The organism is Algoriphagus locisalis (assembly GCF_900116615.1).
GTDB classification, from domain to species: Bacteria; Bacteroidota; Bacteroidia; order Cytophagales; family Cyclobacteriaceae; genus Algoriphagus; species Algoriphagus locisalis.
Genome location: NZ_FPBF01000010.1, coordinates 1 through 23,954, shown reverse-complemented (window position 1 = coordinate 23,954; position 23,954 = coordinate 1). Strand labels below are relative to the sequence as shown.

Sequence of the window (23,954 nt, the reverse complement as noted above, 5' to 3'; positions counted from 1 at the left end):
GTCCATACTACTTATATCATAAAAAATCCCCGAATTTTTCATCATTCGGGGATTGGCATTAAAAAACATGTGGAGTTAATCAATTGACTCTTCGTTAGCCTAGTATCCTGGGTTTTGTACTAACAGCTTATTTCTGTCGATTTCACTTTGAGGTACTGGGTACCAATAGTTTTTATCTTCCCATTCTGCTCTGGTAAATACCACAGATCTTTGGTGAAATTCCGGAGAGGATAATCCATCCCCTTCATCAATGTCCATTCCGTGAAATTCTCCTCCTTGATGGTATTCGGGTTGGTCAGCTACTTTCCATCTACGCACATCCCAATACCTGTGGCCCTCGAACATTAATTCAACCTGTCTTTCGATATGAATGACTTCACGCATAGCATCCTGCCCAGTATCTCCTTCGTAATCAGGAAGACCAGATCGATTTCTTAGCTCATTGAGGTATATAAATATATCTTGATGCCCCGGAGAATATTCATTCAATGCTTCAATGTAATTCAAGTAAATTTCTCCCAATCGAATATTCATAGCTGGTCTAGCAAAGCTTCTACCATCTCTATAATCATTATTAGGATGAATGTTTTTCCTTGCTGTATAACCTGTAGAAGGGTAATCCCTAGTTGCACCCTGCTTCCCTGAATTGCCTGTATAGAAATACTCAACTACACTGCTCCACCCTGGATTTGGTACTACTGGACAATATGCCCCATTAAAAGTGACATTGACATAAAATCTAGGTTCACGACCAACATACATATTAAATGTACCTGGAGAATAATAGTTATTTCCTTCTTCCACAAATCCCTCCTCAGAATATCCACTGTTAGGGTCATTAATTCTCAATCCATTTGACATTCTAAATGCATCAACCATTTCTTGTGGCACAGCAATACCATTCCAAGCATTACCGTTGGAGTTACGTGGAGAGGAGTGTCTTTCCCAGTTCCCATACATATCGGAGCTAGCTCTAAGCCATATGCCTTCAGTTCTCCACCCTTCAAACATCAGATTTCTATAGGACAAGAATCCTGCCCGGAATGGGTCTTCATCTTCGACCCTATAGAGCGAATAGTAACCTAAATCTATTACCTCTTTAGCGGCATCGGCTGCCAACTTCCACTTATTTGCATCGTAGTTTTGATTAATTAAAACCGTACCATCTGGATTAACTAATCCGGCTAGATCACTATTTCCATTTACTAATGGGCTGGCATGGAATAGGAGAATCTGTGATTTGATTGCCTTTATTATAGGCTTACTAATTCTACCAGTTTGGGCTAGATCTAGTTCCTGTGGATTATTGGGGTTCAGATGTTTTTCCGGCACATCTTCCATAGCTAAGTCCATTTCAGAAAGTACATAGGCTATGCCATCATCCCAGGTGCTTCTTGGTATTTGGAAATCAGCATCCGGAGGTAAAGAATTTTCACCCATCAAGACTACCGGGCCATACTGCCTCATTAGTAGCCAGTAGTAATAGGCTCTTAAAAAACGTGCTTCACCTTTGTATTGCTGTACTAATCTTTCCCCGTTTGGTTCAGCGGGGATCTCTTGGTTCATATCTACGTTTTCCAAAAATATTGCAGCGTACCGAATCGCCTGATAATAACTCGACCATACGTTGTGGTTTGTGTTATCAGGAGTCATTGCCCCAGAATTAATGGCTGGGAAAACCCATGCATAGTCAGCTTCATCGCTCTGTCCAGACCATTGTTGATTATAAGGCTGATTCCACATATCTGGCAGGGGATTATAAATTCTCGCCAGCCACTGCTCGGTCATACCCTTATTGGTAAATACGTCTTCGAGCGTGGTTATATTATCAGGTACAGTATCCAAGAAGTCTTCCGAACAAGACAACGTAAAGCCAATGGATACTATAGTCAGATACTTTCCAATTTTATTTATAATGCTATTCATTTCGTCGATTTAATTTTATTGAAAACTAGCTCTTAGACCAATGTTGAACGTAGTCGTATTTGGATAACTGGTTCCTCTTCCGTCTCCCAACTCAGGATCCCAGATTTTCCAGGGGCTGAACGTGACTAAATTTGTTGCATTCAAATACACCCGTAAGTTTTTCATACCGAACTTTTTAAGCTTAGTCATATCAAAGTTATAAGCGACTTCAGCATTTTTTAGCCTTATATAATCTGACCTGAATAGCCACCAGGTACTACCATAGTAATTGGTAGTAATGTCTTCCCTCGTTGACATTCTCGGGTAGAATACATCTTGGGAAGGGTTGTCTGGAGTCCATCTGTCCAAGGCCATATCGTATAGATTCCCTCTTGTTGGGCCGTCAAAAAATGGATTTGTTGATTCGCCACCGGAATACATAAAATCGACTAATCCAGCACCTTGGAAGAATAAGACAACCTCAAATCGTTTGATCCCTGCCCCCATATTCAAGCCGTACATGATTTGCGGTACAGGCCCATATCCTATAGCTCTTTGGTCATAAGTATTTATGATCCCATCATCATTTAAATCTTGATACCTAATGTCTCCTGGTCGTACATCACCTGCCTGCACTGGAGCGTTGGCTATTTCTTCTTCGCTCTCAAATAATCCCGTAGCTATATATCCGAACCTCTGGTCAATTCTATGCCCTACACGGTTTAACCATGGATACTGCCATTCAGGCAATCCATCATACACATTCTTATTCTTATTGTAGGTGAATGTTCCTCTAAAAGTCAGGAAATTAACCAGTGCGCTACCGCCAAAGTGTTTGTTATAGTTAAGGGTTAAATCCAAACCCTTATTTTCCGTTATCCCAATATTTCCATAGGGCGTATTTGCTCCGTATCCAGAAGCAGCAGGAATGTCATTTAATTTCATCAAGATTCCACTTCTGCGCTCTTTGAAAAACTCTACGATGAAAGATAGATCATCATTGAAGAAATTCATTTCCAGTCCAAGATTGTGTCTTCTGCCAGTTTCCCAAGTCACATCAGAACCAACCTGACCTTCTTGCATACCACTGTATCCTCTAGTGTTTCCAGGCACACCAAAGGTGTATCCATCACCGCCATCAATTCTTGTCTGAAAAAGGAATCTGTCGCTAGTATTGCTATTTCCGGTTAAGCCAAAGGTATATCTCAATTTCAGATGTGACATCACATCTCTCATGGGTTCAAAAAAAGATTCGTTTGATATTACCCAGCCAGTTCCAAATGAAGGAAAAAAGCCAAATCTGTTGTCAGGCGAGAAGTTTTCAGAACCGGAATACCCAAAGTTTGCCTCAATAAAGTACTTGGAATTGTAACCATATGTAGCACGTCCGGAGACACCTCTTAGTCTAAAAGGAATAGATGAAACTAAGTCACCAGCATCAGCATTGATGTAATCAGACTGATAATAAAGCAGCATTCCCGATACATCGTGACTTTCACCGAATGTCCTGTTGTAGTTGATCGCAGATTCAGTATAGAACTTTCTGTTTCCTCCTCTTGATTGTTCAAATCCAAGTACATCTGATCCCTGGTCTACAAGTTCAGTAATGAGGTTCCCTTCCTCATCTCTACCACTTGCAAAGTAAGTTTGCACATTTCTGGTTCTATTCAAATTGTTCCAATTATAGGCATCAAAGGAAAACATACTGGTGAATTTCAATCCTTTAGTGATGAAATCCAGATCCTGTTTCACGCGGATATTTGACCTTATGGTGTTTCGGTATTCTGTCGCATACCCTGACTGAGTAAGCCTTTCATAAGGATTTCTGTAGCCCCCAGGTACTCGTGGGAATTGCCCGTTAGAATATTGCGGAGGTGCAATGTGAGGAGGGCTCTGTGTAGCCATATTAAATAGATCTCCCGTACCAACTCCAGGGTAATTTGAATTTATTATAAAGCCATTGATACCCAATTCTATATTTGTGGTCTTGGTGAGGTTGACATCTACATTGGTCAAAAATGTAAATCGATCCAGCGTAAGTCTGTTGCTGTAGGATTCTATATCGTCAGCCTTGAACATCCCTGTTTCAGAGTAATATCCAGCGGACACATAGTATTTCGCATACTCGGAACCACCACGGATATTGATGTCTGCACTTCTATTTTGTGCATATTTATTGAAAATCTCATCGTACCAATTCACATTTGGATAGAGATCAGGATCTTCACCGGATTCCACCATTCGTATTTCCTCCGCTGAATATTGAGGAGTCCTTCCTCGCATTTCTAAGCCTTCATTGTAAAGTCGCATGAAATCCGGACCGTCCACAAAACTAGGCAGTTGAGTAAAGGAGGTGACGGCCTGTCTTACTTCAAAGTTTATGATCGGCTTGCCTATTTGTCCTGATTTGGTATTAATTATGATTACACCATTTGCACCTCTAGCACCATATACAGCAGTGGCTGAGGCATCTTTTAGGATCGTGAAACTCTCAATATCTTCAGGATTGATGTTATTGATAGGACGGTCAGGAACCCCATCTACAATTAAAAGTGGGCCACGTGGAGAGGATCCAAAAGTGGCAATACCCCGGATAAAAATCTCTGAACCATCATATCCTGGTTCACCACTTCGCTGCACAGATACCATTCCGGCAAGCCGACCTCCAAGTGAGTTAGTTAAATCACGTGTTGGAAGCTTTAACTCGGCAGGCTTAATTGTGGATTGAGAACCTACAAGGCTTATCTTCTTTTGCTCCCCAAAGCCTACGACTACCACTTCCTCCAATGCAGCTTCGTCTTCCAAAAGTGTAATTTCATAGGTCTGACTTGCACCGATCTCGACCACCTGACTTGCAAACCCTATAAAGGATACCTCAATTTTAGGATCTGCAGTAATCAAAGTAAGCGAGAACTCACCGTCATTATTGGTTACAATACCATTGGTGGTGCCAACTTCTTTAATATTTGCTCCAGGCAACGTAAAACCGTCAACAGATTTTACAACTCCTGAAATCCTTCGCTCTTTCGATTCAATACTTTTGGGAGCTGTTGTTTTTTGGACCTGTTTTACATGAATGACGCGATTGATTTCTTTGAATTCTAGCTCAAATTCTTCAGAAAGGGTATTTAAAATACTTTTAAGGGATTGTTTTCCTTTATTGATTTTAACATTGCCTACCCCCTTTAATTTATCCTTATCGTAAGCAAAATTGAAGTCTGTTTTCCGCTCAATTTCAGAGAATATTTCAAAAATGGAGCCTTCAGATAATTCGATATTTATGATGATATCAGACTGATTATTACTTGCAGAAAGACTAGCTGGACTAGCTAGCACTGTAGAAATAAGTGAAAATAAGATCAGAAAAGAGAGGCTGTACCGCCAAAGTCTTCCTGCAATTGGTATTTTTCTTGCCATAGTTTTTGGGTTGTTGTTATTGAGGTTTATTTAATTTTGAGGCATAATTCTAGGGGTTGCCCCTTACTTTCTATTCTGTCACATATACTAAATTGGATTTTATCTGAAATTTCAAATCTGAAGCATAGCTCAAGCCTTGCAGCACATCATCAAGTTTTTGATTGCTGTATGTCGCGCTATATAGCCCCTTTAAATCAAGGCTTTTGTCATAGATAAATTCTACACCGTACCAGTTAGAAATTCTTTCAAAGACTATTTTATAAGACTCATCTTTGAATTTTAGGATATTCTTTCTCCAGCCTAAAATCTGGTCTTCATCAAAACTTCCTTTCCTTAATTGATTGCTTTCAAAGTTTATAAAGGCGGCGTCTAGTGGTAGCAAATTGACTTCTTCCTCATTCTGCATCCTCACATTTACCTTACCCGTTACTAGTGCTACATGCCCATTTCCTCTATCCTTATCGGTGTTCATGTCGAAGGAAGTACCAAGTACATTCACAGCAAAATGATCAGAAGAAACTTCGAAGGTTTCTCCATTTTGCTTTTTCACCTCAAAAAATGCCCTTCCTTTCAGATGGACTTTGCGTCCCCGATCAAAATCTGTCAAATATTCGAGAGATGAATTTGAATCCAGGATTACTGAAGATCCATCAGGCAGCATCACATTTCTTCTTTCTCCCCGATCGGTAGAGACAGTCACCCAGTTGGCGCTTTCGCTGTAATCCGTCTTTAGATAAGTCCAACTTAATCCGCCCAAAACAAGAAATAGAATTACGGATGCAGCTGCCAGCCACTTATATTTCTTCCAATTGGAATTAGTGCTCTTATTTTCAAGATGAGCGATATTTTTACGTGGATTTCCATAAGCCTCCAGCAACTTTTCGCGTATAGTTTTCAATCTTAAATCATCAATTTTTTCATCTCCAGAATATTGGAATGAATTGACGATAGCTTTGGCTTTGTGGAAATATTCAGCTTTATCAGGATTTTTTTGAACCCAATGATGCCAATATTCAGTGTCCTGCCCTTTTTGGTGATTTACCCACAACACGAAATCTTCGTTTTTCAAAAAATCGTATTCACTTTTAGGATTGAATTTCATTATTCGGATTTACAAGTAGAGAAGTACACTTACTTTTCTCCATAGAGAGGGAAAACCTAAAAGTGACATCAAAAAAAATTAACTTTTTTTAAAAAATTTTATACTACTCCTAATTGATGTTCCTGGAAGTGCTATGATTTCCCTTAATTCATAGCTAGCTTTAAGAGCAGTATTTCCTATTCAAACTAATTAAATGCAGGCTGAACTTAAGAAAACACTCAAGGTTTTATAATGCTATTCCTGAATCTCATTCATTATCCTTGGCTATATAGTTCACCTTCGAATTGACACTTTTTTGCAGCTGCCGACTGAAAATGGATTAAAGAAGTTAGTTCCAAATATTTTGACAAAGCCAAAATAATAAGCTATTCTAGTGTCCTTTCTCAGATCTTTTCTAACCATCACCAGTTTTGGAGAGTAAAAAATTTGATAAAAACAGAGGACATAATTCAATAAGTAAGAAGTTTTCATTTAGCACTGGAACCCATGAATGTGAGAGATTTTAAGCCGGAAGGCCAATTCGATCAGAATTCTGAAAAGGATGCTGGAGAGAATAACCGTATAACTGATGATGAATTGTGGAAAGGGATAATAGCCAATGATAAGAAAAGTATAGAAATACTCTATAATCGATACGCATCAATTCTATGCAAATATGGATTTCAGATTACTAAGGATGATTCGATTGTATATGATTCTATACAGGACACTTTTCTGTATCTGATCCAGAAATCAGAAAATCTCAGTGCTCCAGTAAATGTAAAAGCATACTTATTTGCCAGTTACAGAAGAAAAGTGCTCTCCTTATTGAAAGAGAGTAGAAGTGAAAAGAATAGACATGATGAAATAAGTATGAATGAAGAGCTTTTCGAAAACGGGGACTCTATCCTTATGCATGTTAATGAAGACTATAGGCCAGAAATTAAAAAGTTGATATTAGCCTCGACGAGCCAATTATCAACCAGGCAACAAGAAGTAATTTTTCTCCATTTTTATGAGGGGCTATCGTACAAGGACATTGCGGAGACCATGCAATTTAAAAATGTGCGATCAGCAAGAAACCTTTTGTATAAAGCCATTGATATTTTATCGGTTAGTTTAAAAAAATACAAAAGTGACATTTGGCCTATTATTTTGACTTCTGCCTTGACCGCATTAAACTGACATAAGACTTCTTTTATTCACTATCCCACTTTAGGATGTTGGCTTAATTTTCCTTTTAGATGGCATCCAAAGGTGATTTTTGCTAGCTAGTGAAGGGTTTTGCACTTGATTTACAGCTTCCATAATGCATACATTTAAGCCAGAATTTTTTTAGGATGCCGTAATCAGGTGCTACGGAAGCAGTGAATCAGGAAACGGAAACCAGCAGAGACAAGTGCGTGGGCTTTATGCCGTAAGCTCTTGCCTCGTGTGGCGGGATCAGGCTAAATTGGCGGAAGAAGGAATGGAAAAAAAATTAGTCCTATTGTTGGCCTAGCAAAAATTCCTTACTAGAAGTCTGCTTGATCGAAGTTTTTTATGCTAAATCTTTTTCACGGAGAGTACGCACAGGTATGTCACCTTGACTAGCAGAGCCTTTCTATTTTCTAGATGCATGTTTGAGTTGACCAATGATATGAATTTTGCGTTTGAAAACTGATACTCATTTTTTCACAATTTATTATTCACCACCAATTCATAGAAAAAGTCCTTGTAGCTTGCTCCAATTAGGATGAATTCCTCCTTGTTCTTCAACTTAACTCTGTTTCTACTGATAGTTTCGATCTTGTCTATAGAGATAATGTGCCGTTTATGGACTCTCACAAAGCCTTTGGAAAAGAGTGATGTTTCGTAATGCTTGATACTGCTTAGGGTCAATATTGGCTTTGATTCATTCAGCAAGTGGATTTTGACATAGTCCTTATAGCCTTCCAATAATACAATGTCCTTGAGATTTATCTTGATGGAGGAGTATTCCGCCTTTACAAAAATATAATCCTGAGATTCGCTGAATGCGAAATTTATGCTATTCGCCTGAGGAAAAGGTATAGGTTTTCCCGAGGTCATCAGTTTGTTAACAGCCATAAAAAAACGCTCAAAACTGAATGGCTTTACCAGATAATCGATGGCATTGATCTCGAAGCCTTTCACTGCAAAATCACTATAAGCAGTGGTGAAGATAACTTTTGGTTTGATCGGAAGGTTCTCATAAAATGAAATCCCGTTCATATCAGGCATGTTAATGTCTAAAAAAATGAGGTCAACAGCCCCGTTCAAAATGGCATTCATAGCCTTCAGAGGCGAGTCGAATGAGCCAACCAGCTCAAGGGGAGGAAACTTACCGATGTAGTCTGACAGGACATCTATAGCCAGAGCTTCATCATCGATCACTATGCATTTGTAGCTCATTTTTTAATCGTCAAGAAAGTTTTAAATAGGTTGTTTTCCCGCTTTTGGCGGAAGGAATATTTGCCTGGGTAGATGAGTTCCATTTGATTTTCCAGATTTTTTATTCCCAGTCCTGCGTGTTTTTTATCCTCGGGATTATCATGCTTTCTGGAAATACTATTGATCACTGAAAACTTGAGTTCTGCATCATTTTCCTCAAGGGAAATTAGAATAAAAGAGGGTGTGTGATAGCTTACGCCATGCTTGAAGGCATTTTCTACAAGCGTCATAAGTAATAGAGGCTCGATCATATAATATGTGTTTATGATCGAAACCGTAAAGTTGATATTTGGGGCATTTTGCTCAGTGAACTTCAGCTTTTCCATTTTGATGTAGTTCTGGATAAATTCGATTTCCTGCTTGATGGGGATTTTACTTTTCCCTGCTTCATACAAGACATGTCGGAGCATATCTGAAAGCAGTAGGATCGCATTGGTGGTCTCTTCGGATTTTTTCCTAGCCAGCGCATAAATGTTGTTTAATGCATTTAGGAGGAAATGTGGATTGAGTTGTGTTTTTAGAAAGTTCAACTCTCCTATAGCTTTTTGCTTTTCCATTTCATCGTTTCGTTTTCGCTCTTTGTCGAAAAGCAATAAGAGCTCAAAAGCAGTCCCTAATGCCAACAGCAGGAGAAATCTAAAGACGAAGGAGAAAGTTCTAAAGAAAATTGGATTATGCTTGAATTCAAAATCCCTAGGCGCGGGCATGTTTTCCGACAACCTGTCCGGCAACATATTAGTTGAGGGCAAATCAGGCCTTCTAGGCATCATTGATTCGGGGTTCCAGAAATAGGTATTGATGAGGTAAAAAAATACTAAGGAAAAAATAAGAAGTATCAGGACGCTCAGCAGGTAATTTTGGTACGATCGTTTCTCGATGAATTTTGGGATGAGGATAGTAACATTCAAAATATAGAATAGCACCAAATTGATATTGGTGAATGTTATATTTAAGACCTCAGTGATTCCTGAATTTGGTCTGGAAAATGGAGGTATGGACTGAGATAATAGCACCCCAATAATGAGTAGATGCACCATTCCCTTTAATACTTTCCTTTGCTCCATGGGGTTGATATTCAATCAAGTTGCAAAGGAAACTGAGAATGAGTGACCTATTGCAACTTAATCTGTTGATTTAAGAAATTTTAAAATGCATCTTCTTAAAGTTCAATTACTGTAGCGAAGTTTTATGCTGTCCCAATTAACCAAGCTATCAATCGTCTTCATCAGATTCTTCGAACGGCAGGAATTCCCAAATGTCATCAAACCTTAGGGAGGAACTTTTTCCTAATAAGACAAATGCTCTATCGCCATCAGAAAAGACAGAGGCTCCACTTCTAGCAGTTCCCTCAAAATCTGTCTTGTCTTCCCAATCATCCAAAACTGGATCATATTCCCATGTAGCACTCACTAGTGAACCTTGAGACCCGGTGGCAAGGTAGCCCATTGGGCCAATGCTAAAGCCCACCGCTTCGCTTCTTACGATGGTGTAGTTGTCATCTTCATCCAAGTCCTCTTTTTGAGACCAAGATTCTGTAGTGCCATCCAATGCCCAGAAATCAAATTCGTAAATGCCATTGTTGATTCCTCCTCCAATGTAGGCAACGTCATTGATTACAAAGACAAATGCCCCAGACCGCTTGGCACCCCCCATGCTTATAAAGGAGTTCCAGGTTTTCGTGTTAGGGTCATACTGCCAAAAATCCTTTTGCTCACTTCCATCAAATCCAGTACCTATGTATCCTTTTCCGTTCAGTGCAAAGCCTAATGCACTATACCTCTCTGTTCCGGGGAAGGCTGCTTCTTCAGTCCATGTGTCCGAGTTTGGATCATAAGACCAGAAGTCTCCGAGTTTGTTTCTGCCATCGTAGCCTGTTCCATAATAGCCTTTGGAATCAATGGCGAATGCGACGGCATTTGATCTTGCAGTGCCTGGGAAATCAGCTCGTCGGGTCCATGCATCGGCGGAAGCATCATATTCCCATAAGTCCCTCATGTAATCATCACCTGTATAGCCACCCACCACGAAGTGTCTGCTTCCTACGGTGAAGGAGGAAGAATTGGAGCGATTGCTTCCATCGAAATAAGACCTTCGCACCCAATTTCCTTCTGTAGTAGTGTCTTCGGATTCTTGGCAGGAAAAGAAAAGCCCGAGCATTACCAATGCTGCTAGGGTTGATAAAAGCTGGTTTACTTTTTTCATAATATTAGTTTAATGGGATAAGTGTGATTTCTAATTTTGATTTATAACTCGAGGAGTTGTCTCCCACTACCAGGTAGCCCATATTGAATGTAGATCCTGGGGAGACTTCCAGCCAGAGCCCATCGGTTTGCCTGCTTCCTGAAATTTGACTTCTTACAAAGTCATTGATGGGTATTATGAAGTAAGTTGCTTCCTGAAAGACCTCATCAAAACTTGCCAAAGTAGCTTGCGAGAGGTAGGATTTTGTATTGTTGTTTTTGTCTATGACATAGACATCAAGCTGTTGCAGGGGCTGGTTGAGACTACCATCGTAGGTGCCTTTTTTGACCGGGATGTAAAGATTTGCTTCGGAGATATATAAATCATGCGGAACGTCTTCGATATAGGTAAGATCTCCCAAGTCAATCCGGACAGCTGAATATCCCAATTCATCAGCAATAGCCATGTTTTGACTTTCTGAAGCTGGAAATTGAACATAGTCTTGAGCCTCTGAAAATGGAGTGCCTGCTCGATTTACTTCTATGTGTGAAAATCCCAACGAGGCATCGCCTATCGGAATCTGATATTCTTCATCCTCTTCCAAAAGCTCTAGAGGAGGCTTATGATAAAAGGAAATATAAGACTCCTTCGATACAAGCATGAGCGGGCTAGAGCCGGCAACCTCAAGCATAAACCCGGGAAAATAGTCTAGGAAATCCTCATTACTCTCGAACAGCTTTTCTGAACCCCGTACTTTTTCAAATAAGTCCTGCCCAAATTCCATAGGAAGGGTGATTCTAATAGAGTCTTGGAAAGGGATGTATTGAATTCTTTTACTGACTAGGGGAACACTATTGGTGGGAAATGACTCAAAATCGTAAAAGACATCGTCGTCATTTTGATATGCTAGCCGCTCTTCGAGTTGATAGATATGTAGGTCAAATTCCGGTAGCGTGTCATAATGGGAGTTATCTATTTTTAGCACAAATACTACTGAATCTAAGATAGTTTCATCATCAAAACCCGTGGATGTACTTTGTATATTAAACTCGAAATAGGGATTAGCTTTGACCTCTCCTCTGGTTGGATCAATCGTATTTCCCAACAGAAATGATTCTTTGGTGCTAGTCACTATACTGTCCTGGAAATAGCTTGAATAAGAGATGTCAGTAAATTCAACTTTTTGGATGTTGAAATCATCCTCGAGATCTACTTCGGGTATTTCATCTAAAAAGCTATTTTCATAGCATGAGCTGAGTATCAAAATAAATAAGCAGAAAGTAATTCTGGACTTCATTAATTTTTTGTTTCAAAACTACCTGAGCTTTAATGCCCCTGAAAGAATACTAGAACAACTGCCCGATTTCCTAGAGGAATACGCATATAGTCTCTACCAAATGCATTGTTCAGCTTTCTGGAAAAAATGCATACTCCTCGTAACAAAATACCTTTTGGTCTATAGAAACCGCGTGTTCTTCTATAATCATGTTTGGCTTGCTAGGCGGTTTCTAGCTTGCAAGCAAAAAATCACGCATGATCAAATACTTTCCAGGTTTGATGATTCTCTTTTGGTTGATGTCAATCACTCCGACCCTAGCTCAGCGGGGTCATGGGTCACTGTATTCGACGATAGGCTTGGGATTGCCCACCTACGATAATTATGGCTTGGCCAAAAGGCTGGGCGCAGTAGGTGCTGGGGTACGCTCGCCTTACTTTTTGAATACCATTAATCCTGCTTCGCAGAATAGCATCGGAATATCCAACACATTTATGCTGGACGTGGATGTCTCCTATAATCAGCAAAAAATCACAACCAGTGATGAGACGATATCCAACAACTTTTCCAATCTGAATCACTTCAGCATGTGGTTTCGCTTTTCTCCTAAAACAACGCTTTCCTTTGGACTTAGTCCGGTGGGTGTTCAGGATTATAGCTATTCTGATACCTATTATTTTGAAGGTTTTGCAAGTAAATATGTGAGGATATTTAAAGGTTGGGGGAATATCAACAAGGTTTATCTGAACTATGCTACCAGTCTTGGTTCAAGGATTTCGGTAGGTTTAAGACCTTCTTTCCTATTTGGTAATTTTCAAAAAGAAACGAGCTATCTGGATCAATATGCGGAAGGGTTTCTTTACAGAAGGCGTAATTCCTATTCAGGAGTTGGTGCTGAAGCGGGATTCCAAGTGGAACTCCTGCAAAATGAAAATGGAAGTCTGACATTCGGTACTACTGGTCAATGGTTTTCCAAGCTAAGTGGGACAGGAGATTCTCAAGTGGAAACCTATGCTACTTCTGAAGTACTGTACGTAGCGGATGAGACCGATATGGACTATGAGCTTGGCTCTACTGTCCGATCTGGACTTTCTTTTCAGAATAAGTCATGGCTCATCGGAGCAGATTTTCTCTACGGCTTTCCTACAGATGATAATGAGTACAGCATTGCCAATCAGGTGTACAGCATTGGAGCCGAGTTTATTCCAAATTATTTCGGAACAAATCTCATCAGTCAGACGAGTTTCTCGCTAGGAATGAATTACGATACCGGTTCAATACAGATGGAAGGAGCTAAAGTCTCTGCCTATGAGGTCACCTCTTCAATAGGTATTCCCCTTAATCGATCCAGTAGGATAAGCCTAGGTTATAAGTACCGAGGAATGGGTGAGACTTCGATTGTTTCCAAAGAATCACTCAACACTATTACCCTAAACTTCACCTTCGGGGACACCTGGTTTTTCCGAAGAAAATTTGAATGATACTTATGAAAGAAAAATTAACCATTCTGATTCTTATGGCAGTTAATCTATGCTATGCTCAGGGAGTTGAAGTAAAAGAGCAGAAGGAGTCCAGTTTTTTTGATTTACCGATAGAAGATGTATTGGGGATTATTGATTTCGATCTAGAAGTGCTTGCAAAGCGCATTCATGTCAAGAATCAGTCACCGGAGTATAAAAAGCTGGAGCGGATAGTTTCATGGTATTCCGATAAGACGGATAGTTTATTTGATCTCAAGAAAGTCGAATTGGAGGGGATTGAATATGCTTATCATAGAAATGTAGCTGGTATTAAAGATAGAAATGACTTTGATGAAGTAGTAAGTGTGGTAAAAAACTACCTAGGAGAAGTCAAGCCCTATACCCCACCCTTTCAGGCAGTTGAGCATCAGCTTAGCAATTGGGTCGCGGGATTTTTGAATGAGAAACAGTATTCAAAATGGGAGACGTACCTTTCCAAACAACATAAAAAAATGAAGCCAAAGAGCCCAATGCCCATGAGTGGACCACCTACAGAGTTTTTCTAGAAAGTGGATAGAGATTTAAATCACATTTCACGCCTATTTATTTTGATCTATTCGGGGTTTGCAGCCCTACATTCCTCGGGATCAGGCTAAATTGGGGGAAGAAGGAATGGGTAAAAAATCTATCAAAATGAATCTTATACCCAGCTTCCTTCGGCACTCAAACTCCCTTGAAGTCCGATTTTCAGACAATCTTCAGGGATTGAATCAGCCCGTCATTAAATTCATATTGATAGTTCAACACGATAGGGCTGCCGGGAAACTGCCCTGTGACTTTAGCTTTCAGTGTTTGGTCGCTTTCCGAATATTCCAGCGGGATCATGCTTATCTTATACTCCTGATTTGCCTTCTCAAACCAATCCTGGATCTGCCTTCTTCCTGAATAGTTTTTCCCTCTTCAAAAACAATGGCTATTTCAGTAAAAACAGCTGGCATAATCAGTACTGTCAAAGTGCGTTTGTACTTCGATTAATTGGGCAACTACCTGCGGGATTTCATTTTTCATTTTTTCAAGTGTTCAGATATAACTAAGATTATTTTTGCGAATTAGTAAGAGCAGGATTGTAGGGATCCTCCCCCCGTCAATGATGTATTCAGTTCTGAGGTATTTTGTCCCTTGAGAGTCCAACAACCCAACAAACTCTGCTAGATCCTCAGGCTGGGTAGGACGTCCGATCGGTATGCCTATCTTAACCCTGCGCTTCTACTTAAAAACAATTGAATAAGAGGCATAAAATTCTTTGTAGTTAAAATTAGTTAATCGATTTTTGTAAGGAAGTTGCTGTTTGTGAGGAAATCACTGTTTATTTGAATCCTTACTTCCTGAAATATGGAGCACAACTTGTTCACCAATAGTTACTTATTTCAAATGAAAAATGTCCTGTTGACATTTCTACTACTTTTTGCCAGTACTCTAGATGGGATTTCTCAGTCTGAATTGGCTACTCCCAATATCAAAAATTTCACCAATAAGATATACGCAGGTGGACTTCAAAACTGGGGTGCTACCCAAGATGAGCATGGCGTTATTTACTTCGGCAATAATGAAGGTTTGCTTACCTTCAACGGGAGCTTTTGGGCACGTTATCAACTGCCTAATCAGACTATTATTCGCTCAATGAAATTTGATTCCAATAAGAGGCTCTTTGTTGGTGGGCAGGATGAAATCGGATACTTTCAGGCAGAACTGAATGGGCAGCTTAAGTTTCACTCCCTGAAACCCCTCATTCCGGAATCAGACAGAAGTTTTTCGGATATCTGGAAGGTAGAAATGCGGGAAGACGAATTCTTCTTTTTGGAACACGATAGAATCTTCCATTTCAAAAACGATGTAATGCAGGTTTTTACTTCAGAAGTGGAATGGTTGTACTTGGGCGTGGTCAGAGATAGGGTATTTGCGCAGGACAAAGAGGCCGGTCTAATGGAATATTCGAATGGGGTGTGGAAAAAAGTTTTCGGAAAGGCTGTACCTGAACTGCCTCCTATTGTCAGCATCCTTCCCTATAAGGAAAATAAGCTATTGATTTCAACAGTTGCGGATGGGATGTTCTTAATGGACAAAACTACTGTCGTACCATTTAATACTTCTGTAGATAAGCTTCTGAAAGAAAGTTGGGTAAATGCCGTAACCCAAATCAATTCAAACAGCTATGCAGTAGGCACGAAATCCTCTGGGGTTTTACTACTGGACGCAGAGGGTAAACTCAAGCAGCAATTCACCTATTCACATGGCCTCCAAACCAATAATGTAAGGAATATTTTTGTGGACAGGGATTTTGGTCTTTGGATTGGCCTGGACGATGGCATAGATTACATCGACTTTCAGAACCCTATCAAAGAAATCCAGCCCGACCCAAGTAAAGGGGTATCTGGATATTCCTCATTAATCCATCGGGACCAGCTTTACCTAGGGACTTCAGACGGTCTGTACAAGTTTTCCATGTCATCCAAAGAAAGTGACATGAGTCTGACCCAAGGTGAGTTTTCACTGATCCCGGGGTCAGAGGGCCAAGTTTGGAATATACAGGAGATCAATAACCGCTTGTTAATGGGGCACGAAAATGGCGCCTTTGAGATTGTTAGAGACAGGTCTATACCAATTTTCAAATCTACAGGAACCTGGATTTTTCAGCCGTCCACAGCAATTTACCCAAGCCAAAAAATCTTCGTTGGTACTTATAAAGGGATGCAAGCGCTCGAAGACGATGGAAAAAGACTCCACGTATTAGGCCCTGTTGGAGAGCTGACAGAATCACTTCGTTTCTTGAAGATGCAATTCAGGACAGGAGAACTCTGGGGCTCCCATCCCTATCGGGGTGTCTATCGCCAACAACTTTCTACTGATTTTTCCTCTATAGAAAAAACCAATATTTATACTAAAAAGGATGGACTTCCCTCAGATCTTTACAACTACGCATTTGAGGTAAAAAACAGGATCTTGATTGCCACAGAATCAGGGATATACGAATTTGATTCTGCTGCTGAACAGTTCCATGCTTCAGAACTATTTAACGGAGTCCTAAAAAATCAAAGTATTCAATACCTCAAAGAGGATCAGCAAGGAAATGTTTGGTTTGTCTCAAATAAAAAAATAGGAGTCTTCGATTATGATCTGCCCACCGATAAGCTCCCGTTTACTGTCATTCACTTACCAGAACTCAATAACCAGATCATTGGCGGTCATGAATTCATCCATTCAATTGACCCAAGGAACATACTCATCGGCTCAAACAAAGGGTTTATCCATATTAATTATGAAGAGTATAGCAAAAGAGTCAGTCCTCCATCCAGCTGGATAGCAAAGGTTAGCCTGATAGGAATCCAAGACAGCATAATTTATAGCTTGCACCCTGGGGAGGTAGCGAACTACAACACTAAGATTCCTGAATTACCCCATAACCTGAATTCCATTCATTTTGAGTACACTTCTACTTCCTTTAGACAGATGGGGAATTTGGAGTTCAGCTTTCAGCTAAAAGGCTTTGATAAAGATTGGAGTGAATGGACCATTAAGAATGAAAAGGATTACACCAACCTCTCCGCCGGCACCTATACCTTTGAGGTAAAATCCCGAAACAATCTCAGCAACGTATCAGAAATCACAAGCTTTCAATTCACCGTATTACCCGCTTGGTACGAAACCATATGGGCGTACCTACTCTATTCTATCCTGCTCCTGAGCGTGATAATCTGGTTTTTCAGACGACAAAACCGAAAACATACGCTCATTCAAAAACACTTGAGAGATAAGCATAGTCTGGCACTGGAGCGATCAGAGCGGGAAATAGTACAACTCAGAAATGAAAAACTGCAGTCAGAAATCAATTTCAAGAACCAAGAACTGGGCTCCTCCACCATGCAGCTCCTACAGCGGGGCAAAGTGCTATCCAAAATAAAGGAGGAATTGATGGCGGAAAACCAAGAGACATTAGACACTAAAAAAGTGATCCGCCTGATCAATGAGGTGGAACGGAGTGAAGACGATTGGGACAGATTTGCAGTTCATTTTGATCATGTGCATTCCGACTTTCTGACCAAGCTAAAGGAAAAATTCCCTTCGCTTACTGCCAATGAACTTAAACTTTGTGCCTTTCTTAAAATGAATCTTTCTTCTAAGGAGATTGCCGATCTGATGAGCATTTCGCTCAAAGCTGTGGAAGTGGGCCGCTATAGATTGAGGAAAAAATTGATGATCAACACAGAGGTAAACCTTCATGATTTTTTAATACAGGCAACCAATACTCCCACTACTTCTGGATAAAAAGAGGATCCCCCTCCCAATTCCCATAACAACTACTGCCCATCTTCCATCAGAAAGTGTAGTGGTCATGTAGTGTGCTCAAAATGCCAAAATCGGGTATTTATACATTTCTGTAGGGGTAATGTAGTACTGTCTTGTAGTGCTGCTTTAAGAATAGATTGCCAGCTTTGAAGAGTGTGATTTAGCGTAAAATCAAAACCACAACTAATTAATCAGTCAAATTAACTTAAACCCAATTCAAATGGAAAGAAGAATCTTTACTGTTTTCTTCTTTTCCTGTATGTTACTAATGGCTAGCGTAGCGCATGCCCAACAAGTAACAATCACAGGAAAAGTAACACTTCAGGAGGGGGAAGTCCTCCCCGGAGTTACAATTATCGAAAAAGGCACCACAAACGGAGCCGTCACTGATATCAACGGTGACTACAGCATCAATACCCCTGTAGGAAGCACCTTGATATATAGCTTTCTAGGATTTGATTCCCAGGAAATTCTCGTTGGAAACCAATCCGTGATCAATGTGCAACTAACCGAAACCAGCAGCGATCTGGAAGAGGTTGTGGTTGTGGGTTATGGTATCCAGAAAAAAAGTGTGGTGACTGGGGCAATTTCCAGTATAAAGGCATCAGATCTGGAAAACCAACCGATCAACCGGGTGGAGCAGGCGCTTCAGGGCCGTACATCAGGACTCACCGTAGCAGCCGGTTCAGGCCAGCCTGGTTCAGGATCCACCATCCGGATCAGAGGCATTACCACCTTAGGAAATAACAACCCACTCTGGGTAGTGGATGGCGTTGTTGTGGATAATGGAGGTATCGGCTACTTAAATCAGTCAGATATAGAATCCATAGAAGTATTGAAGGATGCTTCATCCCAGGCTATTTACGGAGCGAGAGCTGCTGCCGGGGTTATTTTGGTGACTACCAAAAAAGGGAAGGCCGGTGAAATGCGGGTAAACTACCATGGATATTACGGCACTTCTGCTCCTGCCAAAAAACTGAACCTATTAAATGCTACCGACTATGCTACGCTGAGAAATGAATCTGCAGTGAATGCAGGCAATAGCCCTGTATTTAGCAACCCCGCTAGCTATGGGGAAGGAACCGATTGGCAAGACCTGATTTTCAATAACGATGCTCGCCGTCAAAACCATGAAGTAAGTGTAAGCGGAGGAAACGAAGTTTCTACCTTCTATGCTTCATTTGGCTATCTCCAGCAGGATGGTATTGTAGCTACTGAAATCTCAAATTACAAGCGTACTAACATCCGTCTCAATTCAGAGCACAAATTGTCCAAATGGCTTACCGTAGGCCAAAACCTGGGCTATGCACATGACAAATCAACGGGCTTAGGCAACACCAACTCCGAGTTTGGTGGACCGTTAAGCTCAGCGATCAATTTGGATCCGATTACCCCTGCTGTGATCACAGATCCAGCTGTAGCTTCCCAGCCTCCTTATACTTCCCCGAATATCGTGCGTGACCCTAATGGCAATCCTTATGGGATATCTACGATTGTAGGTCAGGAAATGGTAAATCCACTGGCTTACATTCAGACCAGACTTGGAAACTATGGCTGGTCAGACAATATAGTGGGTAATGCCTATGCGGTAGCTGAGCCTATTGAAGGCTTAAAGTTCAGATCCACTTTAGGCGCAAAATTATCCTACTGGGGAAATGAGTCCTTCACTCCCTTATTTTACCTGAACGGATCCAATGTATCCAACCAGACTTCCTTTACCAGAAATCAAAATAGAGGTTTCGACTGGAACTTGGAAAACACGGTCTCTTATACCAAAAGCATACAAGATCACAGCTTCACTGTTCTCTTGGGTCAAGGAGCTTATAAGGACAACAACAGTAGATCTCTTGGCGTGACTTACTTCAATGTTCCTGTGGACAATTTTGAGGATGCCTCTCTGAACTATAATGTACCAAGTGACCAGAGAGTGGCCTCAGGATCCGAAGGCTCCGGGCACACGGTTACCTCCCTTTTTGCCAGAGTAAACTATAACTTCAACGAAAAGTATTTATTCGAAGCCTTGGTGAGACGGGATGGCTCTTCCAGATTTGGAGAAAACAACCGATACGGTGTATTCCCTTCCTTCTCAGCTGGCTGGGTAGTTTCCCAGGAGGATTTCTGGCCTAGCAATACCTTTATCGACTTCCTGAAAATACGTGGTGGATACGGTGTGGTCGGAAATGATAACATCGGTGATTTTGCCTATTTATCAACCATTGGGGGTGGCAGAAACTACGCGATCGGAACCAGCGGAAGCTACCTGATCGGATATAGCCCGAATGCTCCAAGTAACCCGGATTTGAAATGGGAACAGACCAGCCAGGCAAACTTTGGCTTTGAAGCTACGGTATTTGAGGATTTCAACGTGACCTTTGACATGTATAAAAAGGTAACCACAGGCATCCTTCAAAATCCAAGAATCCCATCCTATGTAGGCGCAATTTCTAACCCTGCCGCAAACGTAGCTGACCTGATGAACAAAGGTGTGGAACTGGAAATTGGCTATAGAAAACAGTTGGGCAGTCTCAATCTAGGTGTAAGCGGCAATGTGTCTTACCTGCACAATGAGGTGACTGACTTGGGGAACAACATTGATTTTCTTTCAGGCGGTCAAAGCTTTCAGGCAAGCACCTACCCTATTACCCGTACTGGTGTAGGGTATGCGGCTAACTCCTTTTATGGATTCCAAAACTTAGGCATATTCCAAACTACCGAAGAGGTGGAAAACTACGTGGACGCTAACGGAAATCAAATCCTGCCGAATGCACAGCCGGGTGATTTCATCTGGGCAGATCTGGATGAAGATGGTCAGATCACAGAAAAAGACCGGAACTACATCGGAAACCCTACCCCAAATTGGTCCTATGGATTCACCTTGAATCTAGCTTATAAGGCCTTTGATATGGTACTTTTCGGTCAGGGCGTAGCAGGGAACCAGGTATTCCAAGGACTTAGAAGACTGGATATTGGCACTGCCAACTGGCAGACCGAAGCCTTGGGTAGATGGACAGAAGCAGGTGACAACAATTCCTATCCTAGATTGGTAGATGGGGATCCAAACAAAAACTTCAGCAATCCATCGGATTTCTACCTAGAGGACGGTTCTTATTTCCGTATCAAAACCCTTCAGTTTGGATACACGCTTCCAACTGCCATTGCCAGTAAAGTAGGGATGAAAAAAGCAAGAGTTTACGTGATGAGCGAAAACTTGCTGACGTTCACCAAATACACCGGGTATGATCCCGAAATCGGTGGTGGTGTGATGAGTATTGACCGTGGTATCTATCCACAGGCTCGCTCGTTTATGGTCGGTGTAAACGTAGGTTTTTAATCAAAATTGAATCGAATCATGTTAAAACATAAAAAATATTTCGCTGCACTACTAGTGGCATCAATGGCCTTGAGCTCCTGTTCTGATGATTTTCTGGAGATCAAACCAAGAGGAACAGATCTGGAATCCAACTACTACCAAAACCAGCAGGAAGCGCTCAATGGATTGGTAGCAGTATATGATGTAGTAGGGATGCAAAGTAGTGGCTTTGTCACAAAGCTGACGGCTTTGAATTCTGCATCTGACGACCATTTCGCCGGAGGCGGTGGACCGAATGATGTCACTTCCATCCAGGTATGGTCAAATTACACGTTGGATCCAGCTACAGGTCCTCAGGGAGATCTATGGAGTAAGGGGTTCTCAGGAGTGTTCCGTGCGAATGTACTTTTGCAGAAGCTTCCACAGGTACCTATGGATGAGGCCCTAAAAGCTCGGTATCGTGCAGAAGCGACGTTCCTGAGAGCCTACTTCTATTTTGATCTGGTACGTTTGTTTGAAAATATTCCGCTTTTCACTGAACCTGTTTCGACCGCCGATATGTACGATGTGCTGCAGGCTAACCCTGCGGATGTATATGCCCAGATAGAGGCTGATATCCTGGCAGCTCTTCCAGACCTCCCTGCCCAGGTAAATCTGGAAACTGAAGCAGGCAGGGCAACCGAAGGAATGGCCAGAGCCGTACTAGGTAAAGTATATCTGCAACAGGAAAAGTTTGCAGAAGCTGCTGAACAATTTGAAATGGTAAACGGTACTCCAGGCGGTACCAGCCAGTATGGTTATAAGTTGCTGGACAACTACGCTGATCTATTTGCAGTGGACAACAAATACAACTCAGAATCTATTTTCGAAATTGCCCATACCAATACTTCCAATGGTGACTGGGGATGTGTGGGCTGTACGGAAGGAAATGTCCTGAATATCATGGTAGGTCCACGTGGCTATAACCCAATTGCAGAAAATGCCCCTGATTATGTATCGGGCTGGAGTTTTCTCACAATCACTCCTGAACTGAATAATGCCATGGAGAATGATCCCCGTAAATCTGCAACGATTGCAGACTTAGATAGCCTTGAAAAAGCAGGTGCAGTGACCTATGAAAAAGGCTATAACAATACCGGTTATTTTCTGGAAAAATTTGCAGGTCGCCAGAAAGACAGGTCCACCGGAGGTGGGGTAATGGAACTTAATTTCCGCCAGAATATCTACGAAATCAGACTAGCCGATTCCTATCTTTTGGAAGCTGAGGCGCTGGTAAGAGGTGGTGGAAATACTTCCCGCGCCCAAGCCTTACTTGATGCGGTACGTGCTAGAGTTGGATTGCCGTCCATTCCCGTCACTATTGATACGGTACTGGAGGAACGACGTCTTGAACTTGCAGGTGAAGGCCACAGATGGTTTGACCTAATCAGAAATGGTAGAGCTGCAGAGGCATTGGCCAGTAAGGGGTTTGTTGCCGGAAAACATGAAATTTTACCAATTCCACTATTGGAGCTGGATAATACGCTCATGGAACAAAACCAAGAATACGGAGGCACCAAATAAGTATCCTTAATTAAAATTCACAAAATCCTATTCGCGCTGATACGAATAGGATTTTGTGAATTATATGTGTTCCTGTTCAGCAAAGCCATTCAGCTTTCCGATCATGGTGTGTCCACTGTGACAATTCATCGAATTATTCTGTGGGGTAGCTCAGCTTAGTCTAAGCTCCTTCAAACAATTCAATTTTACGTTTTTGAGTCCTTTTAATCTTTTGCATTTTTGTGGAACAATGAAACAGGATATGGATTAAACCAGCAGAGACAAGTGCGTGGGCTTTATGCCGTAAGCTCTTGCCTTGTGTGATCGGATCAGGCTAAATTGGCGGAAGAAGGAATGGAAAAAATAGTAAGTCCTATTATTGGGCTAGCAGAAATTCCTTACTGGAAATCTGATTGACCGAAGTTTATAAATACCATTTGCATCAGTTAAAAACAACATTCAAATGGTTATAGAATCACGTAATGCTCATTAGTAGAAATACGCCTTTATAGCAAAAGGCCATCACTATAGATTTTATAAAAAAGAATGCTTACGGATAGCTTCCATGTAGTTTACGAATGGGAAGGTTCATGGAAACTAAAAAAAGAAAAAGAGCCCTAGAGCTCCAGGGAAATCGCTTTTAAAAATCGTTGAAATTTAAGAATTATTGGATATTTTTGGGAGTGGTCAAAAAAATGGCCAATCCAGATTTAGACCAGAAAGTACACCCGGCTTTCTCCTCATTTTTTTCAGAATTGAAAGATCCCCGACGTATAGCCAAAGGCAACCACCTTTACCCTCTTGATGAAATCCTGTTCCTTTCCATTGCCGCTGTTGTCAGCGGGATGGATAGCTGGACGACCATCAGTCTTTTTGGTCGTGCCAAGCTTGACTGGCTTCGCAGATTCTTCCCTTTTAAGAATGGGATACCTTCCCATGATGTCCTGGGCAAAGTGTTCGCAGCCCTTGATTCACAGGCATTCAGCA

The 23,954-nt window shown here is 41.2% G+C and carries 14 protein-coding genes; 7 read left to right on the top strand and 7 right to left on the bottom strand.

The genetic code is table 11. From position 1 onward, the window contains the following. Positions 1–99: 99 nt before the first annotated feature. The 3 genes from BM386_RS21585 to BM386_RS21575 all read right to left on the bottom strand — a co-directional run bounded on the left by BM386_RS21585 (position 100) and on the right by BM386_RS21575 (position 6,424). The gene (locus BM386_RS21585) at positions 100–1,926 is read right to left on the bottom strand and encodes a RagB/SusD family nutrient uptake outer membrane protein (RefSeq protein WP_091697994.1); all 1,827 of its coding nucleotides are present in this window, start codon (positions 1,924–1,926) and stop codon (positions 100–102) included. A 15-nt stretch (positions 1,927–1,941) separates the two neighbouring features. Continuing rightward, positions 1,942–5,322, bottom strand: coding sequence for a SusC/RagA family TonB-linked outer membrane protein (locus BM386_RS21580; RefSeq protein WP_091697993.1), 3,381 nt, complete (start codon positions 5,320–5,322; stop codon positions 1,942–1,944). Between the two features lie 70 nt (positions 5,323–5,392). Beyond that, complete coding sequence (locus BM386_RS21575) at positions 5,393–6,424, bottom strand: FecR family protein (protein WP_091697991.1); 1,032 nt, start codon at positions 6,422–6,424, stop codon at positions 5,393–5,395. Between the two features lie 486 nt (positions 6,425–6,910). Here BM386_RS21575 and BM386_RS21565 point away from each other — a divergent pair, with 486 nt between their 5' ends. Further along, positions 6,911–7,588: an RNA polymerase sigma factor gene (locus BM386_RS21565; protein ID WP_091697988.1), complete on the top strand. Its 678-nt coding sequence runs from the start codon at positions 6,911–6,913 to the stop codon at positions 7,586–7,588. 489 nt (positions 7,589–8,077) lie between these two features. Here the strand turns inward: BM386_RS21565 and BM386_RS21560 are convergent, their stop codons facing one another. From BM386_RS21560 to BM386_RS21545, 4 genes are all read right to left on the bottom strand, one after another. Continuing rightward, positions 8,078–8,815 (bottom strand): LytR/AlgR family response regulator transcription factor, encoded by a 738-nt coding sequence (locus BM386_RS21560; protein WP_091697987.1) that lies wholly within the window; start codon positions 8,813–8,815, stop codon positions 8,078–8,080. Further along, on the bottom strand, positions 8,812–9,918 hold the full coding sequence (locus BM386_RS21555) for a sensor histidine kinase (RefSeq protein ID WP_244545592.1): 1,107 nt from the start codon (positions 9,916–9,918) through the stop codon (positions 8,812–8,814). The genes BM386_RS21560 and BM386_RS21555 overlap by 4 nt, the downstream gene beginning before the upstream one ends. 148 nt (positions 9,919–10,066) lie before the next feature. Continuing rightward, positions 10,067–11,056 carry a Kelch repeat-containing protein gene (locus BM386_RS21550; RefSeq protein WP_091697985.1) on the bottom strand — a complete coding sequence of 330 codons (990 nt, stop codon included), beginning with the start codon at positions 11,054–11,056 and terminating at the stop codon, positions 10,067–10,069. A gap of 4 nt (positions 11,057–11,060) precedes the next feature. Continuing rightward, positions 11,061–12,332, bottom strand: coding sequence for a DUF4270 family protein (locus tag BM386_RS21545; protein ID WP_091697984.1), 1,272 nt, complete (start codon positions 12,330–12,332; stop codon positions 11,061–11,063). 236 nt (positions 12,333–12,568) lie between these two features. Here BM386_RS21545 and BM386_RS21540 point away from each other — a divergent pair, with 236 nt between their 5' ends. From BM386_RS21540 to BM386_RS21515, 6 genes are all read left to right on the top strand, one after another. Beyond that, positions 12,569–13,792 carry a hypothetical protein gene (locus BM386_RS21540; protein ID WP_091697982.1) on the top strand — a complete coding sequence of 408 codons (1,224 nt, stop codon included), beginning with the start codon at positions 12,569–12,571 and terminating at the stop codon, positions 13,790–13,792. 5 nt (positions 13,793–13,797) lie between these two features. Beyond that, positions 13,798–14,337: a hypothetical protein gene (locus BM386_RS21535; RefSeq protein WP_139235958.1), complete on the top strand. Its 540-nt coding sequence runs from the start codon at positions 13,798–13,800 to the stop codon at positions 14,335–14,337. A gap of 826 nt (positions 14,338–15,163) precedes the next feature. Then, positions 15,164–18,094, top strand: a complete 2,931-nt coding sequence (locus BM386_RS21530; protein ID WP_244545591.1) for a triple tyrosine motif-containing protein — start codon at positions 15,164–15,166, stop codon at positions 18,092–18,094. A gap of 241 nt (positions 18,095–18,335) precedes the next feature. Continuing rightward, entirely contained in the window at positions 18,336–21,446 is a 3,111-nt protein-coding gene (locus tag BM386_RS21525; protein WP_091697978.1) for a SusC/RagA family TonB-linked outer membrane protein, read from the top strand. Positions 21,447–21,464: 18 nt separating this feature from the next. After that, positions 21,465–22,988 (top strand): RagB/SusD family nutrient uptake outer membrane protein, encoded by a 1,524-nt coding sequence (locus BM386_RS21520; RefSeq protein WP_091697977.1) that lies wholly within the window; start codon positions 21,465–21,467, stop codon positions 22,986–22,988. A 629-nt stretch (positions 22,989–23,617) separates the two neighbouring features. Beyond that, positions 23,618–23,954, top strand: a 337-nt coding sequence (locus BM386_RS21515; RefSeq protein ID WP_139235957.1) for a transposase family protein, incomplete at its 3' end; no start/stop codon positions are given.

Excerpts from the sequence above, each read along its gene's own strand:
- BM386_RS21585 (WP_091697994.1), bottom strand. The coding sequence starts at position 1,926 with ATGAATAGCATTATAAATAAAATTGGAAAGTATCTGACTATAGTATCC.
- BM386_RS21580 (WP_091697993.1), bottom strand. The coding sequence starts at position 5,322 with ATGGCAAGAAAAATACCAATTGCAGGAAGACTTTGGCGGTACAGCCTC.
- BM386_RS21575 (WP_091697991.1), bottom strand. The coding sequence starts at position 6,424 with ATGAAATTCAATCCTAAAAGTGAATACGATTTTTTGAAAAACGAAGAT.
- BM386_RS21565 (WP_091697988.1), top strand. The coding sequence starts at position 6,911 with ATGAATGTGAGAGATTTTAAGCCGGAAGGCCAATTCGATCAGAATTCT.
- BM386_RS21560 (WP_091697987.1), bottom strand. The coding sequence starts at position 8,815 with ATGAGCTACAAATGCATAGTGATCGATGATGAAGCTCTGGCTATAGAT.
- BM386_RS21555 (WP_244545592.1), bottom strand. The coding sequence starts at position 9,918 with ATGGAGCAAAGGAAAGTATTAAAGGGAATGGTGCATCTACTCATTATT.
- BM386_RS21550 (WP_091697985.1), bottom strand. The coding sequence starts at position 11,056 with ATGAAAAAAGTAAACCAGCTTTTATCAACCCTAGCAGCATTGGTAATG.
- BM386_RS21545 (WP_091697984.1), bottom strand. The coding sequence starts at position 12,332 with ATGAAGTCCAGAATTACTTTCTGCTTATTTATTTTGATACTCAGCTCA.
- BM386_RS21540 (WP_091697982.1), top strand. The coding sequence starts at position 12,569 with ATGATCAAATACTTTCCAGGTTTGATGATTCTCTTTTGGTTGATGTCA.
- BM386_RS21535 (WP_139235958.1), top strand. The coding sequence starts at position 13,798 with ATGAAAGAAAAATTAACCATTCTGATTCTTATGGCAGTTAATCTATGC.
- BM386_RS21530 (WP_244545591.1), top strand. The coding sequence starts at position 15,164 with ATGGAGCACAACTTGTTCACCAATAGTTACTTATTTCAAATGAAAAAT.
- BM386_RS21525 (WP_091697978.1), top strand. The coding sequence starts at position 18,336 with ATGGAAAGAAGAATCTTTACTGTTTTCTTCTTTTCCTGTATGTTACTA.
- BM386_RS21520 (WP_091697977.1), top strand. The coding sequence starts at position 21,465 with ATGTTAAAACATAAAAAATATTTCGCTGCACTACTAGTGGCATCAATG.